Origin of the sequence: Actinophytocola sp., from assembly GCF_050699915.1 — a bacterium.
Taxonomy (GTDB): Bacteria; Actinomycetota; Actinomycetes; order Mycobacteriales; family Pseudonocardiaceae; genus Actinophytocola.
Genome location: NZ_JBOHGA010000137.1, coordinates 1 through 16,804 on the forward strand (window position 1 = coordinate 1; position 16,804 = coordinate 16,804).

Annotated in this window: 16 protein-coding genes and 1 pseudogene; 7 read left to right on the forward strand and 10 right to left on the reverse strand. The window is 70.3% G+C overall.

Going from position 1 to position 16,804, the window contains the following annotated elements:
* The 6 genes and pseudogenes from ACRDSK_RS22000 to ACRDSK_RS22025 all read right to left on the reverse strand — a co-directional run.
* Positions 1 to 861: pseudogene (locus tag ACRDSK_RS22000) on the reverse strand (hypothetical protein); the annotation flags it as partial.
* A gap of 7 nt (positions 862 to 868) precedes the next feature.
* Positions 869 to 1,465, reverse strand: coding sequence for a DUF3558 domain-containing protein (locus ACRDSK_RS22005; protein WP_431443129.1), 597 nt, complete (start codon positions 1,463 to 1,465; stop codon positions 869 to 871).
* A 40-nt stretch (positions 1,466 to 1,505) separates the two neighbouring features.
* Positions 1,506 to 1,895 (reverse strand): hypothetical protein, encoded by a 390-nt coding sequence (locus tag ACRDSK_RS22010; protein ID WP_431443115.1) that lies wholly within the window; start codon positions 1,893 to 1,895, stop codon positions 1,506 to 1,508.
* Between the two features lie 129 nt (positions 1,896 to 2,024).
* Entirely contained in the window at positions 2,025 to 3,281 is a 1,257-nt protein-coding gene (gene purD / locus ACRDSK_RS22015; protein WP_431443116.1) for a phosphoribosylamine--glycine ligase, read from the reverse strand.
* Positions 3,282 to 3,475: 194 nt separating this feature from the next.
* Positions 3,476 to 4,459 carry a TAXI family TRAP transporter solute-binding subunit gene (locus tag ACRDSK_RS22020; protein WP_431443117.1) on the reverse strand — a complete coding sequence of 328 codons (984 nt, stop codon included), beginning with the start codon at positions 4,457 to 4,459 and terminating at the stop codon, positions 3,476 to 3,478.
* Positions 4,460 to 4,461: 2 nt separating this feature from the next.
* Positions 4,462 to 6,609 (reverse strand): TRAP transporter permease, encoded by a 2,148-nt coding sequence (locus ACRDSK_RS22025; RefSeq protein ID WP_431443118.1) that lies wholly within the window; start codon positions 6,607 to 6,609, stop codon positions 4,462 to 4,464.
* Between the two features lie 135 nt (positions 6,610 to 6,744).
* Between ACRDSK_RS22025 and ACRDSK_RS22030 the strand changes: the two genes are divergently transcribed.
* Positions 6,745 to 7,854, forward strand: a complete 1,110-nt coding sequence (locus ACRDSK_RS22030; protein ID WP_431443119.1) for a glycerophosphodiester phosphodiesterase — start codon at positions 6,745 to 6,747, stop codon at positions 7,852 to 7,854.
* Positions 7,855 to 8,483: 629 nt separating this feature from the next.
* On the opposite strand, the gene ACRDSK_RS22035 is transcribed toward ACRDSK_RS22030, so the two are convergent.
* A complete protein-coding gene (locus ACRDSK_RS22035; RefSeq protein ID WP_431443120.1) occupies positions 8,484 to 9,773 on the reverse strand; it encodes an adenylosuccinate synthase in 1,290 nt (429 codons plus the stop codon).
* Between the two features lie 69 nt (positions 9,774 to 9,842).
* On the opposite strand from ACRDSK_RS22035, the gene ACRDSK_RS22040 reads away from it, so the two are divergent.
* The 5 genes from ACRDSK_RS22040 to ACRDSK_RS22060 all read left to right on the forward strand — a co-directional run bounded on the left by ACRDSK_RS22040 (position 9,843) and on the right by ACRDSK_RS22060 (position 13,312).
* Complete coding sequence (locus ACRDSK_RS22040) at positions 9,843 to 10,499, forward strand: hypothetical protein (protein ID WP_431443121.1); 657 nt, start codon at positions 9,843 to 9,845, stop codon at positions 10,497 to 10,499.
* Between the two features lie 92 nt (positions 10,500 to 10,591).
* Complete coding sequence (locus ACRDSK_RS22045; RefSeq protein ID WP_431443122.1) at positions 10,592 to 11,449, forward strand: hypothetical protein; 858 nt, start codon at positions 10,592 to 10,594, stop codon at positions 11,447 to 11,449.
* 144 nt (positions 11,450 to 11,593) lie between these two features.
* Positions 11,594 to 12,223: an HNH endonuclease family protein gene (locus ACRDSK_RS22050; protein ID WP_431443123.1), complete on the forward strand. Its 630-nt coding sequence runs from the start codon at positions 11,594 to 11,596 to the stop codon at positions 12,221 to 12,223.
* 193 nt (positions 12,224 to 12,416) lie between these two features.
* Positions 12,417 to 13,061 carry a GmrSD restriction endonuclease domain-containing protein gene (locus ACRDSK_RS22055; RefSeq protein ID WP_431443124.1) on the forward strand — a complete coding sequence of 215 codons (645 nt, stop codon included), beginning with the start codon at positions 12,417 to 12,419 and terminating at the stop codon, positions 13,059 to 13,061.
* Positions 13,055 to 13,312, forward strand: a complete 258-nt coding sequence (locus tag ACRDSK_RS22060; RefSeq protein WP_431443125.1) for a hypothetical protein — start codon at positions 13,055 to 13,057, stop codon at positions 13,310 to 13,312. The genes ACRDSK_RS22055 and ACRDSK_RS22060 overlap by 7 nt, the downstream gene beginning before the upstream one ends.
* Before the next feature lie 198 nt (positions 13,313 to 13,510).
* Here the strand turns inward: ACRDSK_RS22060 and ACRDSK_RS22065 are convergent, their stop codons facing one another.
* Entirely contained in the window at positions 13,511 to 13,930 is a 420-nt protein-coding gene (locus ACRDSK_RS22065) for a DUF3151 domain-containing protein (RefSeq protein WP_431443126.1), read from the reverse strand.
* 55 nt (positions 13,931 to 13,985) lie between these two features.
* Entirely contained in the window at positions 13,986 to 15,020 is a 1,035-nt protein-coding gene (fbaA, locus tag ACRDSK_RS22070) for a class II fructose-bisphosphate aldolase (RefSeq protein ID WP_431443130.1), read from the reverse strand.
* Between the two features lie 178 nt (positions 15,021 to 15,198).
* Between fbaA and ACRDSK_RS22075 the strand changes: the two genes are divergently transcribed.
* Positions 15,199 to 15,513 carry a hypothetical protein gene (locus ACRDSK_RS22075; RefSeq protein ID WP_431443127.1) on the forward strand — a complete coding sequence of 105 codons (315 nt, stop codon included), beginning with the start codon at positions 15,199 to 15,201 and terminating at the stop codon, positions 15,511 to 15,513.
* Positions 15,514 to 15,588: 75 nt separating this feature from the next.
* Here ACRDSK_RS22075 and ACRDSK_RS22080 read toward each other — a convergent pair.
* Positions 15,589 to 16,804 (reverse strand): alkaline phosphatase family protein (locus ACRDSK_RS22080; protein WP_431443128.1); only part of this gene is annotated, 1,216 nt, incomplete at its 5' end.

Genomic DNA, 16,804 nt, shown 5'->3' on the forward strand with positions numbered 1-16,804 from the left:
GCCCGCGCCCATGAGCGCGGCGGCCTCGGCCATGAGGATCGGGTTGAGCGGCACGCGAAGACCGCCGCCCGCGCCGGGGACGGTCGGCAGCGGGTTGCCTGGCCCGGTCGGCCCGATGCCGGTGGTCGGTCCGGGCCCGGTGGGGCCGAGTGCGGTCGGCGGAAGGCCACCCCCGCCGCCTCCGGGCGGTCCGCCGACGGCCGGTCCGCCTCCCGGTCCGCCGCCGGCGGGGCCGAGCCCGGCACCGGAGGGGGTGCTCTGCACCTGCGTGGTGCCGATCTGCTGCTCGACGGGCTGCGCGACGAGGTTCATGCCGGGCGGGACGGGCAGCGCCTGGGAGTTTTGGAGGGCGGCGGAGCTGCTGGACTGGTAGCCGTTGAGGCCGTCGATGGCCGAGTCACGGGCCTGGTTGGTGGCGCGGACGTCCTGGGCGTGGTCGGTGGTGTGACCGAACAGGCCGGCGACCTTGTCGCCGAGGCTCTCCGAGGTGGGGCCGAGCAGGGTGCCGGACTCGGGCGCGCTGTTGCGGGTGGTGGAGAAGCTGGCGCCCTGGGAGTCGACCCCCTTGGCGGAGTCCTTGACGGGACTGGTCGCCTCGTCGGCGTAGATGGAGGCGTTCTCGGTGGCGTCGGTCCCGCCCCCGGCGGCCTCACCCTGCCAGGTGACGCCGATCTCCTGCAGCTGCTCACGCAGCGTCCGGTCAGTCTCGGCGAGCCCCTCGGAGAGGCTGACGAGCGCCCGAACGGCGTTGTGGAGCGTCTCGGAGCCGGCCCCGCCACGGAGGCCGTCTACCTGACCGGCGAGCTCCTCGTTGCTGTACCCGGAGAAGCGCAGGTCGCTGAGTCCGTAGTCCCCGTCCATAACTCCCTCACCTCAACGTCTGCAGTGTCTGCAACGCCATCGCCGCCACCTGCTCCGTTACCTGACAGAGCTCCTTGTAGTCCCTACGTTCCAGCGGGATGAAGTCGACGATCATCTGCTGACCATCTGCGACATCCAACGCTGTCACGCACTCGACATCCTCCGAGCCCTTGATCTTGTAGTCCACCGCCGGAAATCCGCCGACCGATACGAGCCACGCGTCGACGTTCCTGTCGCCGGTCAGCCATGACTCAGCACCTTCCGACGTCACAACCATGAGGTCGATCGCGTCGAACGGCTCGCGGGACTGCTCCAGCCCACAGGTGGGGGCCTTGTAGTGGGCGTCGGTTGAGGTGTACGACCTCGGCGGATTGTCCAGCTGGAGCTGACTTCGCAGCTGGCCGAGTTGCGTCGGTGTCAGCAACGAACAGGGTTTGACTCCCTCCAGGCTCAGCTCGCGCGGTCGCGGCGGAATCTCCTCAGTCGGTGCAGAGTTGCTGGAGGGCACCTCGCTCGGGTTTTCGACGGAGGACTCGTTTCCGCTGTCACCGCCACCCGGCGTCGCCACTCCGCCTGTGCTGTCCGTACAACCCACCGCCAGCATCAGCACCAGGGATCCGACTACCGCTGCGAAGGGGCTGCGCCTAGGCACCCTGTCCCCTGAAGGCGGCCTCGATCTCGTCTTCGGTGAACCCGTAGGCCTTGGCGGTGTCCCCCAGCTGAACCGCGAGTCGCCGCAGACCACCGACATAGTCCAGGACTCGTCGGGCATAGGAGTCGTCATCGAGTATGAGCCGGTCATTCCAGGCCGGTGCGATGCGCGTGCTGACATCGTCACCGCCAGGTGGCTCGATGCGAAGATCGCGCTGTGCGCCCTTCAACCGATCCATCAAGGCCGTTGCCTGGTTGTCGATGATTCGGGCGGCGGCTAGGACGTTGTGCTGGTTCACCGTGAAGGTGCCGGAGGTCATGCCCTGCGTGGCCGCGTCCACCTGGCGGAAGGCTTCGTTGATGCCGCGGCCGAAGTCGCCCATCAGTTGCATCCCCGACGCTCCCCACTGGTAGTGATCGACTCGTCTCCGCAGGCTACCAAGGCCACAGTACGGCCAACTTGAACTTTGGCGAAGAAACGTCACCAGGGGTTCCGCTGATCGGTTGAACCCTCAGACCACCGAAATCTCACCGCGCACGGCCCGCAGCGCGATGTCCGTCCGGTGGTGCGAGCCCGGCAGGTGCACGGCCGCCACCTTGCGGTACGCCTCCTCGCGCGCCTCCGGCAGCGACGCCCCCGAACCGACTACCGACAGGACACGACCGCCCGCCGACACGATCGCCCCGTCCTCTCGGCGGCGGGTGCCCGCGTGGAGCACACCGTCCGCTTCCGAGCCCGTGATCACGTCGCCCGACCGGGCGTAGCCGGGGTAACCCTCCGCAGCGATCACCACGGTCACCGCCGAGCCCTCGGACCACTCCAGCGGCGGGTGGGCGGCCAGCGCGCCGGTGGCCGTCGCGTGGAGCAGGGCCGCCAGCGGGGAGCGCAGCAGCGCCAGCACCGCCTGGGTCTCCGGGTCACCGAAACGGCAGTTGAACTCGATCACCTGCGGGCCGGCCGCGGTCAACGCCAGCCCCGCGTACAGCAGCCCGGTGAACGGCGTGCCCCGGCCGGCCAGCTCCTGCGCCACCGGGTGGACGATCTTCGCCACGACCTCGTCTACCAGGCCCGGCGGCGCCCACGGCAGTGGCGCGTACGCACCCATCCCGCCCGTGTTCGGCCCCGCGTCCCCGTCGCCGACCCGCTTGAAGTCCTGCGCCGGCAGCAGCGGCACCACCGTCGTACCGTCCACCAGGCAGAACAGTGACACCTCGGGCCCGTCGAGGAACGTCTCCAGCAGCACCGGGTGGCCGGCGTCGAGCAGCGTCATCGCGTGTGCCCGGGCCGCCGCCAGGTCATCGGTGACGGCGACGCCCTTGCCGGCCGCCAGCCCGTCGTCCTTCACGACCCACGTCGGGCCGAAGTTGCGCAGCGCCGCGTCCAGCCGGGCCGGGTTGTCCACGATCTCGCCGTGCGCCGTCGGCACGCCCGCCGCGGCCATCACGTCCTTCGCGAACGCCTTCGAGCCCTCGATGCGCGACGCGGCCGCGGACGGCCCGAAGCACGCGATCCCCCTGTCGCGCACGGCATCCGCGGCGCCCGCGACGAGCGGCACCTCCGGCCCGACGATGACGAGGTCAGCCCGCCACTCGACCGCGAGGTCCGCCACCGCGGACGGGTCGCCGACGTCGACGCCGTAGGACTCGGCGAGCGAGGCGATGCCAGCGTTGCCCGGCGCACACGCCAGGGCGATCACCGCCGGGTCGTGGGACAGCGCGAGGACGAGGGCGTGCTCGCGCGCGCCGGAGCCGATTACCAGGACACGCACGAGGAGAAAGGGTAGTTGCCACCGTCCTGACCTGCGGCCTCCGGCCCCCGATTCCAGCCAATCGGCGACCACCGACGAAACTGGCCCGCGCGGAACCGCCCTGTGGACAACTCCGGACTCGCGGGGGCCCCCGCATTCCAGTCTATTCGGCGGGGCTGACGGTTTCGGCGGTGTCGATCTTGCCTGTGGACAGGTCAGCCCGCGCTCAGGGCCTCCTTCGCGCCCGGGTGCAGCGGAACCGGGTCCGTCTCGGCGGCCGTGGCGCGGTCCAGCTCGTCGGCCGCCTTGTGGACCTTCACCAGGTCGGCCTTCTTGTCGAAGATCAGCTTGGTGACCGCGCACGCGTCGCCGTCGGCGAAGTCGCTGCGGACCAGCAGGAAGTTCGGCACCACGACCGACGGCACGTCTTCCGCCAGGCCGTACGTGTCCGCCGGGAGCATGCCCTCCTCGTACACCGGGTTGATCTCCTGCAGCTTCGGCAGCAGGTCGGTGATGTCGACGAACCGCACGTCGTCCTTCATGGACGTCGTCAGGTCCGTCACCTCCGGCGTCGGCAGCCCGCCGGACCACACGAAGCCGTCGATCTGACCCGACTTCATCTGGTCCACGGTCTGCCGCAGGGCGAGCCGCTGCCCGGAGATGTCCGACGCCGGGTCCAGGCCGGCCGCCTCCAGCAGCCGGTTCGCGATCACCTCGGTGCCGGACTTCGGTGACCCGGTCGAGATCTTCTTGCCCTTCATGTCCTCGACCGTCTCGATGCCGCTGTCCGCGCGCACCACGACCTGCGTGTAGTTCGGGTAGATCCGCGCCAGCGCGGCGATGTCCTGCTTCTTGCCGTCGAAGCTGCCGGTCCCCTCGAACGCATCGGCCGCCGAGTCGGCGAGCGAGAACGCGATGTCGTAGTCGCCGGCCACCAGCTGCTGGATGTTCTGCACCGACGCGCCGGTCTCGGCGGCACTCGCCTTGATCGGAGTGTTGTCACTGATCACCTGCGCCAGCCCGCCGCCGAGCGTGTAGTAGACGCCGCCCGTGTTGCCGGTCGCGATGGTGACCCGGCCCTCGGCGGCCTCGCAGCCGCCCGCTCCGGAGTCGGCCGACTCGGTCGGACGCTTGCCGCCGCAGCCGGCCGCGACCAGCCCGACGGCGACGAGGCCGGCGACGACCCGAGTTGCTCGCATGGTCAAGCTCCTTGTCCTTCAACGGTTCCCCGCGTACGCGTGAGAAGGTGGACGACGATCGCGACGGCGAAGAACCCGACGCCGATCCCGATCGACAGCGGCTGCAGGTACAGCAGCAGCAGCGCGGCCACCGCGCACAGCGCCCGCTCCGGCCAGCGCGCCGGGCCGAACAGCCACCCGCCGGTGACCACGGCCAGTGCGGCGACGCCGAGCGCGGACACCGCGACGACCCACAGCACGGTGCCGGCCGGACGCTGCAGCAACAGCGCCGAGCCGTTGTCGGTCAGCACGAACGCGATCGGCACGAGGAACGCGGGCAGCGTGTACTTCCACGTCTGCCACATCGTCCCCATCACCGAGCCGCCGGTGATCGCGGCCGCCGCGACCGAGGCGAGCGCCGTCGGCGGCGTCACCTCCGACAGCACCGCGTAGTAGAAGATGAACATCGCGACCTCGGCCGGCGCGACACCCAGGTCGGCGAGGGCCGGCGCCAGCACCACCCACGCGATGATGAACGACGCGGTCACCGGCACCGCGAGGCCGAGCACGCTCACCGCGACCGCGGCGAACACGACGGTCAGCATCAGGATCACGGTCGGGTTCGAGGCGAGCGCCCGCGCCGCGTCGACCAGCGCGTCCGCGAGCTCCTGGCCCAGGCCGGTCTTGGTGATCGTCGACGTGATCACGCCGGCCGCCGCGCACACCGCGATCACCGGCAGCGCGCCGCGGATGCCCTCGGCGAGCGCGTTCGCGATCGAGCGCACCCATGCGAGCAGCGCCGTGCCCGTGTCCTCGCCGCCGCGACGGGCCACTAGCAACCGGGCGACCAGCGCGAACAGCGCCGCGACACCGCTCGCGTAGACGACCGCGGTGAACGGCGGGATGTCCAGCGCCAGGAACACGACGATGATCGCGAGCGAGATGAAGTGGTAGCCGCCGGTCAGCAGCAGTCGCAGCACGGGCTGGGTCTCGATGTCGACGCGCGTCGCGCCGAACCGGCGGGCGTCGGCCTCGACCGCGAACGCGATGCCCAGGTAGTACAGCAGCGTCGGCACGATCGCCCAGACCAGGACGGTCAGGTACGGCGTCTCCAGGTACTCGGCGATGATGAACGCCGCCGCGCCGAGGGTCGGCGGCGACAGGATCGCGCCGATGCCGGACGCGGCGAGCAGGCCGCCGGCGTTCTCCCTCGGGTAGCCCGCCTTCCGCAGCACCGGCCAGGTGATCGCGCCCAGCCCGACGGTGGTCGCGGTGCCCGAGCCGGACACCGTGCCGAGCAGGAACCCGGACATCGCGGCGGTGCGGCCGGGCGCGGTGCGGGAGCGGCGGAACAACGCGAAGCTCAGGTTCACGAAGAACGTGCCGGCGCCGGACTGTGCCAGCACGGCGCCGTAGATCGTGAACAGAACGATATAAGTCGCGGCCACATCCAGCGGGATGCCGTAGAAGCCGCTCTGGTCGTTGTAGAGCGCGTTGACGATCTGGCTGAAGTCCACTCCGGCGTGCGCGATGTCCCAGCCGGGCGGGAGATAGCCGCCGTAGTAGGAGTAGGCCAGGAACACCAGGCACACCGCGGGCAGCACGAGCCCGGTGGTGCGCCGGGTGGCCTCGAGGATGAGGACCAGCAGCAGCGCGCCGGCCACGATGTCCGAAGTGGACAGAATGCCCTGGCGGTCGAGGAACGCGTCGTAGCCGCCGCCGAAGTCGCCGATCGCGAGCGGCAGGACCGGGTAGAGGCCGACGACGAGGGCGATCGCGGCGAGTGTCCAGTCGAGCGGGCCGGGGTTGTCGGTGGTGTCCTCGGTGGACTCCGCGTTCTCCTCGCCAGTCTCCTCGCCGGCCTCCTTGGCGGGGGTGCCGCGGCCGCGCGGGCGGTAGCAGAGGAACACCAGCGGCAGCGTGACGGCCAGAAAGATCACCAGGTAGTACTGGTTGCCCTTGGCGAAGGGCAGGAAGACCTGCTTGAGGACGAGCAGCGCGATCGCGATGGCAGCGGCCCAGACGAACAGCTCGATCCGGCCGGACAGCCGCCGCGCGGGCCGCTCCTCGTCGTGCTCGCCGACGTCGACGGCCGGCCGCTCGGCAGCGCCCACCCGGACCGGCTCGTCGCCCGGATCCCGAGCGTCGGTGCGCTCCGTTGAGCTCGTCATCAACGGAAATTTACCGTCGGCCGAAGACTTCCACTTGACGAGCAACGGCGTTATCCCAACGTTACCTTCGCGGTCGTGCGAACGTCGCCGGAGTCGGCCAAGATGCGCTGGCCCTTCGAGCGAGGAGGAACAGCAGTGGGATCGAAGCTCTTACACGTCACCGTCGCCGCGGCGGCGGCGCTCACCCTGGTCGGCGCCGCGCCCGCGGTCGCCGACCGCGACACCGGCCACGGGGGCGGCGAGCACTTCACCGTCGTCGGCCACCGTGGCGCGTCCGGCTACCGCCCGGAGCACACCCTGGCGTCCTACGAACTGGCGGCCAGGATGGGCGCCGACTACATCGAGCCGGACCTGGTGACCACGAAGGACGGCGTGCTGGTCGCCCGGCACGAGCCTGAGATCGGCGGCACGACGGACGTCGCCGAGCACACCGAGTTCGCCGACCGCAAGACGACCAAGTCGCTGGACGGCGTCGAGGTCACCGGCTGGTTCACCGAGGACTTCACGCTGGCGGAGCTGAAGACGCTGCGCGCGAAGGAGCGAATCCCCGACATCCGCCAGCGGAACACGATCTTCGACGGCCGCTACCAGGTGCCAACGCTGCAGGAGGTCGTCACGCTGGCGAAGCGGCTGTCGCGGGAGCTGCACCGGGAGGTCGGGATCTACCCGGAGACCAAGCACCCGACGTACTTTCGCAAGCAGGGCCTGGCGCTGGAGCCGAAGCTCGTGTCGGCGCTGAACAAGAATGGGCTGAACCGGCATGGCGCGAAGGTGTTCGTGCAGTCGTTCGAGGTGTCGAACCTGCAGGAGCTCGACCCGAAGCTGAAGGTGCCGCTGGTGCAGCTGACGTCGGCGACCGGCGCGCCGTTCGACTTCGTGGACACGGGCGACCCGCGGACGTACGCGGACATGACGACGCCCGAGGGCCTGCGCGAGGTGGCGCGGTACGCGGATGGGCTGGGCCCGGACAAGAACCAGGTGATCCCGCGCGACGCGGCGGGCTTCCTGCAGTCGCCGACGACGCTGGTGCGAGACGCCCACCGGGCGGGGCTGACGGTGCACCCCTACACCTTCCGCGCGGAGAACACGTTCCTGCCGGCGGACTTCCGGTCGTCTGAGGTGCCGTCGGAGTACGGCGACCTGTTCGCGGAGATCGAGACCTTCCGCGCGACCGGGATCGACGGGCTGTTCACCGACAACACCGATGTGGCGGTCGCACAGCGGGAGGAGCGTCTGGCCGGCTGAGTTGGTTCGAAGGCCGCCCTCGGTTCGCCGGGGGCGGCTTCTCATGGGCTTGGCCTCCGGCCCCTGGGTTCAACGCTACGCGCGATCACTGACACTTCAGCGCGGCGTTGATCTTGCCTGTGGATTGACGTCGGCCGATCTCGCGGATGGCGTGCGGAGCGGCCGCCCCGCACGCAGAGCCAATTGGCGAAGCGGCATCGAACGGCACGAGCTGGCCTCAGGTCGCCCGCCTGGCCCGCTGCGCTCGGTTTCGGGGCTGTGGACAGGTTCCTGTGGACAGTTCCGGACTGTCGGACCTCGTGGCTAGGCTGGAAAACGGGGGCCGGAGGCCGTGCCCACCCACCCGGACGCCGTGCCACCGACCGGACACCGTGCTGACCGCGCTGATCCGGACCACGGCCGTGGCCTGGGCAGACGCCTCGGGTGTGTAACTCGATCGACGGGAACCCGGCGCGTCGGGTCGGTTCGGTGCGCGCTGTGGACAGGTTCGTCCTACGGCCGAGAAACGTCAGAGTCCGTCCGTAGTATGGATTCCGGGGGCGGAGGCCGTCGCCTGTGGACAACTCCGTCGTGCTCGGCCGGAACTGTCAGCGGTCGCGCGTAGAATTGATTCCCGGGGGCCGGAGGCGTCAGCCCGTCATCGAGTGGCGCACGATCGTCTGATCGCGACCCGGGCCCACCCCGACCGCGGAGATCCGAGCGCCCGACAGGTCCTCCAGCCGGGCCACGTACGTCTGCGCGTTGGCCGGCAGCTCGTCGAACGAGCGGCACTCCGAGATGTCCTCCCACCAACCGGGGAGCTCCTCGTACACCGGAACCGCGTGGTGCACGTCCGTCTGCGTCATCGGCATCTCGTACACCGTGTCGCCATTCACCCGGTAGCCCACGCAGATCGGCACCGTCTCCAGGCCGGACAACACGTCCAGCTTCGTCAGGAAGTAGTCGGTGATCCCGTTGACCCGCGCCGCGTACCGGGCGATCACCGCGTCGAACCAGCCCGTGCGGCGCGAGCGGCCCGTCGTCACGCCGAACTCGCCGCCCGTCTTGCGCAGGCGCTCGCCCATCTCGTCGTGCAGCTCGGTCGGGAACGGGCCCGAGCCGACCCGCGTCGTGTACGCCTTCAGGATCCCGATCACCGTCGTGATCCGGGTCGGGCCGATGCCCGAGCCCGCCGCGGCGCCGCCGGCCGTCGGGTTCGACGACGTCACGAAGGGATACGTGCCGTGGTCGACATCCAGCAGCGTGCCCTGCGAACCCTCCAACAACACGGTCTCGCCGCGCTCCAGCGCCTGGTTGAGCAGCAGCCGCGTATCCGCGATCCGGTGCCCGAACTTCTCGCCCGTCTCCAGCACCGAGTCGACCACCTGCTCGGGATCCAGCGCCCTGCGGTTGTAGACCTTCACCAGGATCTGGTTCTTCACGTCCAGCGCGGCCTCGACCTTCTGCCGCAGGATCTTCTCGTCCAGCAGGTCCTGCACGCGCACGCCGACGCGCGACACCTTGTCCTGGTACGCGGGCCCGATGCCGCGGCCCGTCGTGCCGATCTTCGCCTTGCCGAGGTAGCGCTCGGTGACCTTGTCGATGGCCACGTGGTACGGCATGATCAAATGCGCGTCGGCGGAGAGCAGCAGCCGGGACGTGTCCACGCCGCGCTTCTCCAGCCCGGCAAGCTCGTCGAGCAGCACCCCGGGGTCGACCACCACGCCGTTGCCGATCACGTTGGTGACGCCCGGCGTGAGGATCCCGGACGGGATCAGGTGCAGTGCGAAGTCCTGCCCATCGGGCAGCACCACCGTGTGGCCGGCGTTGTTGCCGCCCTGGTACCGCACGACCCACTGGACCTGCTCGCCGAGCAGGTCGGTGGCCTTACCCTTCCCTTCGTCGCCCCACTGGGCGCCGATGAGCACGATGGCCGGCATGTGAGACTCCTGGGGTCCGTTGCGAACAGGCGAAATGCCGGTGATTGAGCGTAGACCAGGAGATCACGCGTGGCTGCATTGATGCTGGGTTGCGGCCGAGCCGTCACCACCGCCGAATGGCGGAACATGGCCGCACGCTCGGGATCCGCGGCGCACGAGATCCCCGCCACACCGGACAGGTCCGACGTGGATCCGCTGGTCAACGGCCTGACGGACGGTCACCTCGTGGTCCACGGGAGTGACGCCGACCTTGCCGCGATCGTGTTGCGACTGCTTCGCACCGACCGCCTCGAACTGCCCGTCGGCTACGTCCCCGTCGACCCGCGTTCCCCGGTCGCCCGGCTCTGGAAGCTGCCGAGCGACACGGTCGCCGCGGCGCTCGACGGCCAGCCCGACACCATGCCGCTCGTCCGCGACGACGCCGGCGGCGTGCTCATCGGCCTCGGCGTGCTCGAGCCCGCGCGCGGCACCGTCTACGTCGACGACGCGATCCCGCTGCGCGGCGCGACCGCACGGATCGCCGTCACGCCCGACCCCGAGCTCGGCCTGCGGGTCCGCGTCGTCCGAAAAGGCTTGCTGCGCAACAGAACCAGTACGCACGTCGGCCGCGCGGTCCAGTTCGGCGGGGAGCCGGTGGCCCCGGTGCGCGACGGGGTCACCCATCCGCGGTCGCTCAACCGGTGGACCTGGTACCGGCACACCGAAGACCTCCGCATCGTCCGCTGAGCAGTGGTCTTGCCCGTCCGCGCAACGACCGGTGACGACCTCACCCGGTCCACGTGCAATGGGTGCACAACCCACGACCGGGGAGGTACCACGTGCGCCCGCTGCGCGCCATCGTGCTGACCGCCGCTCTCGCCGCGGTCACGATCACCGCCGCACCAGCCGTCTCGGCCGCCACCGCGGCGGCCCGCGCCGACACGATCAAGACCGACCGCGCCACCGTCCGCGACGCGCCCGCGCGGCTCGTCCTCGCCAACGCCCGCGACGGCGACCCCGCCGAGGTACAGGCCTACTGCGGCGAGTGGGTGCGGGTCAACGTGTCCCCGCGGCACGCGATGTCCACGCCGATCGGCTGGGTGCTGCGCGGCCATCTCACCAACGCCAGCAAGCCCGGCGGCCTCGACGGAGTGCCGGAGCGCAGCGGCGAGGACGAGATCCGCTGGCGCGACTGGGTCGGCGCGATCAACGCCCCGTTCCGCTCGCTGCGCAAGGTCGACGGCCAGTGGCGGCGGATCACGTTCGGCACCGGCGTGCACCTCGCCCAGACGCCCGACTGCGTGCCGTCGCTGAACTACACGCGCAACTCGTCGGCGCCGGACGTCGTCGACCCCGCGCAGCGGGTGCCCGGCCTGGACATGGCCAAGGTGAGTTACCGGTACGTGACGACCGACGGGTCGATCGCGTTGGTCAGCGCGCCGCCGCCGGGCGCGGACTACGGCGTGTGGGGCTTCGTGCCGTCCTCGTGTGTCCAGCCGAAGAACCGCGAGCACGTGTACTTCGACGAGCCCGTGGTGCAGCTGGAGAATCTCTCCGGACTCGAAGGCGGCACCGGCTACCCCGACTCGGAGATCCGCTCCCGCGGCTGCACGGCGGCGCTGCTGAGCCCTGGCCACCCGCGGTTCGGCTACTGGCCGGACCCGCAGCCGGGCAACCGCCCGCCCTGCCCGGTGTAGCCAAGAGGCGATGACGCGGCGGCGGATCCCACGCCGCGTTCCCTTTCCGAAGCGGAAATCTGTTCACGAACGCTCCTTCTCGGGTTCGTCTCCGTGCGCGACAGTTGACGGGTCAGCCGTGATCCCTGCCACGGAGGAACGACCATGCGCAAGATCGCAACCCTGCTCGCCTCGACGGCGCTCGCACTCGCGGGCGCCGTCGTCCTCTCGTCGTCCGCGAGCGCGACGCCGCCCAACATCCCCAGCGAGGACACCGCCCGCTACGAGCTGTACAACCTGACCGTCGCGCCGGAGGGGTCCTCGAGCGGCTACTCGCGCGACAAGTTCCCGCACTGGTCCACGGTCTCCGGCGCGTGCAACACCCGGGAGACCGTGCTCAAGCGGGACGGCACCGGCGTTGTGACCGACTCGTCGTGCGCCGCCGTGTCGGGCAGCTGGTACAGCCCGTACGACGGTGCGACCTGGTCAGCGGCGTCCGATGTGGACATCGACCACGTCGTGCCGCTGTCGAACGCGTGGCGCACCGGCGCCTCGTCGTGGTCGACGGCCCAGCGCGAGGCGTTCGCGAACGACCGGTCCTACCCGCAGCTGATCGCGGTGACCGACAACGTGAACCAGTCGAAGGGCGACCAGAGCCCGGCGACGTGGAAGCCGTCGCGGACCGCGTACTGGTGCACCTACGCGAAGATGTGGATCCACGTGAAGTACCGGTACTCGCTGACGATCACCTCGGTCGAGGAAGACGAGCTGTACCGCATGCTCAGCTACTGCTGAGGCGCGTCCTACGAACGCCCCGGGATCGGCTGGTCCCGGGGCGTTCGGCCGTTCGGCCCCCACCGATGGTCTGGACTTTGCCGTTCCACCAGTCATTCCACGCAGAGTTACCCGTCGGTATTGATCGGGTCACCTTCGTGGCGCACAGTCGGGTGACGTTCCAACGTGATCAGTAACACGGAGGCGACTTCACATGCTCAGCAGGTCGGGGAAAGTGCGGGTGTTCGGCGCCGCGTTAGCGGTGGGTGCGAGCGCGGCGATCGTGTTCGGCGGCGGGTCCGCGTCAGCGGTGCCGCCGGGAATCCCGGATGCCGCGACGGCGCAGTCGGAGCTCGAGCAGCTCACGGTGGCGCCGGACGGTTCGATGGACGGCTACGACCGGGAGAAGTTCCCGCACTGGAGCACGGTCGAGGGCTCCTGCAACACGCGCGAAGAGGTGCTCAAGCGCGACGGCGAGGGCGTCGAGGTCGGCGACGACTGCGCGGCGACGGCGGGCAGCTGGACCAGCCCGTACGACGGCGACACCTGGACGGAGACGTCGGACGTCGACATCGACCACATGGTGCCGCTGGCCGCCGCGTGGCGCAGTGGGGCGTCGGAGTGGACGACCGAGGAGCGCGAGGCGTTCGCGAACGACATGGAGTCGCCGCAGCTGTGGGCGGTGACCGACAACGTGAACCAGGAGAAGGGCGACCAGACCCCGGACACGTGGAAGCCGCCGCTGGAGTCGCACTGGTGTGAGTACGCGCGGGCCTTCACCCACGTGAAGTTCACCTACGAGCTCACCGTGAACGACGCCGAGAAGAGCGCGCTGGCGTCCATGCTGGGGACGTGCTGAACAACGCGTACAACTCTCCACTGGTCGCCGGTCATGGCGGCGTGATGACCGAAGAGGTCGGCGTCGTGACCGGCGACCTGGAGCTGCGGACCACAGTGGACTCCTCCGGCGTGGTGACGGCGAAGGTGCGCTACGCCGGGGCGCAGGAGTGGTACCGAGTGCGCGGCGGCATGTGCCGCCTGGTGGACGAGCGTGATCACGCCGCCGTGCACTCGCTCCTGGCGAACGTCCTGAACCGCCCGAGCGGCTGACCACTCACAGCCCGCCCCCGCCAACACGTGGCACAACGCCAACTACCCCCGCGCGCACACGCGCGTGCAGAACCAGACTCCCCAAGCCCCCACCCTCTCCGGGGGCACCCCTCATGCCAGTCTACCGAGGAACCCTGACGAAAAGGTCTGGTCAGGCGTTGCTGTGGACAGGTTCGGGGGTTGTGGACAACTCGGGCGTCAGGCGAGGCCGAGCTGGGCCGGGGCCTCCGGGTCGGAGTCGGTGAGGAACTGGGTGCAGCGGTTGTACTCCTCGGTCTCCCCGATGCCCTGCGCCGCTCGGGCCAGTGCCGCCAACGCGCGCAGGAAGCCGCGGTTCGGGCGGTGCGACCACGGGATCGGGCCGTGACCCTTCCAGCCCGCGCGGCGCAGCTGGTCCAGGCCCCGGTGGTAGCCGGTGCGGGCGTAGGCGTACGCGGCCACCGCGTTGTTCTCGGTCAGCGCCAGCTCGGCCAGCGCGGCCCAGCCCTCACTGAAGTCCGGCCACCGGGTCACGACCTTCGCCGGCTCGGTGCCGGACTCCAGGGCGGACTGCGGCTCGGGCCGGTCCGGCAGCTGTGTCGCGGGCGGGCCGCCGAACAGGTTCTCTTGCAGCGTCATGCCGCCATCCTGCCCGACGCCCCGGCCCCGAAGAGACCCGACGAGCCCCGACGAGTCAGCCGGCCAGCATCCGGCCCGTCGACTTCAGGTTCTCGCACGCCTGCGTCACCCGCGCCGCCATGTTCTGCTCCGCCGCCTTCAGGTAGCTGCGCGGGTCGTAGGCCTTCTTGTTCCCGACCTCGCCGTCGACCTTCAGCACGCCGTCGTAGTTGGCGAACATGTGCGCCGCGACCGGACGGGTGAACGCGTACTGGGTGTCGGTGTCCACGTTCATCTTCACCACGCCGTACGACAGCGCCTCGTGGATCTCCTCCAGCAGCGAGCCGGACCCGCCGTGGAACACCAGCTCGAACGGCTTCGAGCCGGCCGCCTGGCCGAGCTTCTCCGCCGCGACCTCCTGGCCGCGCTTGAGCACGTCCGGGCGCAGCTTCACGTTGCCCGGCTTGTACACACCGTGCACGTTGCCGAACGTCGCCGCCAGCAGGTAGCGGCCCTTCTCTCCGGTGCCGAGCGCGTCGACGGTCTTCAGGAAGTCGCCGTCGGCGGTGTAGAGCTTCTCGTTGATCTCGTGGGCGACGCCGTCCTCCTCGCCGCCGACGACGCCGATCTCCACCTCGAGGATGATCTTCGCCTTCGCGGTCTGGTCGAGCAGCTCCGCGGCGATCGAGAGGTTCTCGTCGAGGTCGATCGCCGAGCCGTCCCACATGTGCGACTGGAACAGCGGCTCCTTGCCGGCGGCGACCCGCTCCTGGGACAGCGCGACGAGCGGCCGGACGAACCCGTCGAGCTTGTCCTTCGGGCAGTGGTCGGTGTGCAGCGCGATGTTGACCGGGTACTTCGCGGCGACGACGTGGGCGAACTCGGCGAGCGCGACCGACCCGGTGACCATGTCCTTGACCTTTGTGCCGGACGCGAACTCCGAGCCCCCGGTGGAGACCTGGACGATGCCGTCGCTCTCGGCCTCGGCGAAGCCCCGCAGCGCGGCGTTGAGCGTCTCGGAGGAGGTCACGTTGATGGCGGGAAATGCGAACGCGTTCGCCTTCGCCCGGTCCAGCATCTCGGCGTAGACCTCGGGTGTGGCGATGGGCATCGGTACGTCCTCCTCGGAGCTGGGCAGGGCCGTCATGCCAGATCCTACGAGCCCGCCTGAGCAGCGCTCGCGTCCAGCTGAGCAACGCCGCGTCCGCCGCGGCCGCCGGCTTCCTAGGTTGACCTCGTCAACGCACCCGGGACGTGCCCGGGTGGACGGATGAGGGAGAAACACCACAGTGCGCAAGAAGATTGCCGCGAGCGTCGCCGCCGTGGCGCTGGCAGCGGGGGCTGCCGTTGTCCTGTCCGGCTCCGCCAGCGCCGACGACGGCTGGCTGTGCACCACCCGAGACGCGACACCGGTGTACGCGACCATGAACAACGGCCAGTTCTCCGACTATCTGTTCACGCTGTCGCCGGGTCGCGGCTTCCGGGCGTACCACGTCGAGGCCTACGTCGTGGAGGACACCGTTGTCTGGTCGGCCCACTACGGCCACGGTGCCGAGCGCCCGGACCGGAACGCCTACGTGCGCTCCGAGCACCTGGCCTGCTGAGCCCAGCGAAACGGTGGCCCGGTCGCAGCCAGCGGCCGGGCCACATCGCGTTCAGGCCAGCGTTCAGGCCAGCGTTCAGCCCCGCACGAGCGCGCCCTGGAACGCCTCCATGCGGGCCTGGCCGTCCCAGCCGCCCTCGGGAGCGGGCAGCCCGAACAGCTCCGCCACGGTCGGCGCCACGTCCAGCGTCCGGACCGGCGCCAAGGACACCTGGCCCCGGCGCACCATCGGGTGGCCGCCGGAGATCACGAACGGGATCTGCTCGGTGGCCGGGTGGCCGTGGTTGCCCGGGATCGGGTTGGAGATCACGCTCGGGTCGGTGAACCGCCAGCCCGCCTTGGCGAACACGACGACGTCGCCCGCGTTCGTCCCCAGCCGCAGCTCGACCGGATCGTGCACGGACAGCACTCCTGGCGCGGCCTGCGCGATCTGTCGCATGTGGACGATCGCCTCACCGCGGGACTCCTCCGGGCCCGTCCAGTACAACAGGTCCGCGCCGCCGTTCTGGGCGATCTGGACGTTGCCGTCGAGCAGCGGGTCGTCGTCGAGCCGGCCGGCCAGGTTGATCAGCGACAGCGGCAGCGACCAGTCCATCGAGTGGTCGCTCAGCAGGATCACCACCGAGCGCTCCCACCGCCCGTCGCGCTGGAGGCGACCCACGAACCGGGACAGCTGGGCGTCGGTGTCGATCAGCGCGAGCGTGCGCAGCAGCCGCAACGACGAGCCGGACAGGTCGGCGTGCCCGAACCGGTCGACGTCGCCGAGGTTGACGAACATCAGCGCCGGGTCGTGCTCGGAGATGACGTCCAGCGCCGCACCGATCGTGAAGACGTCCGGCGCGTGGTCGGTGATCGGCAGCATCGGCTCCGGTGTCCACCGGACCGACGCGCGCTCACCGAACACGCCGTGCAGGTAGTCCTTCGACAGCACGGAAGCGGTCGCCAGGCCGAGCTCGGCCGGCAGTCGGTCGAGCAGCGTGGGCGCGAGCAGGTCGGTCGCCTCGCCAAGGTCCCGTACCTCGCCGCGGGCCCGGTCGAACACCGAGTTCGCCGGCACGCCCGAGCGGTCGGGGTACACGCCGGTCATCATCGCCACGTGGTTCGGGATCGTCTCGGCCACGCTGATCGACTTGGCCTGGGTGTACGACGTGCCCTGGGCGGCGAGCTCGCGCACGGTCGGCAGGTAGACGCCGGCCGCCTCGTCGGGCCGGCAGCCGTCCACCACCAGCACGTACACCCGCAGGTCGCCGGCGGCCCGCGCGGACGCGGCGGTGACCGCGCCCAGCGTACCC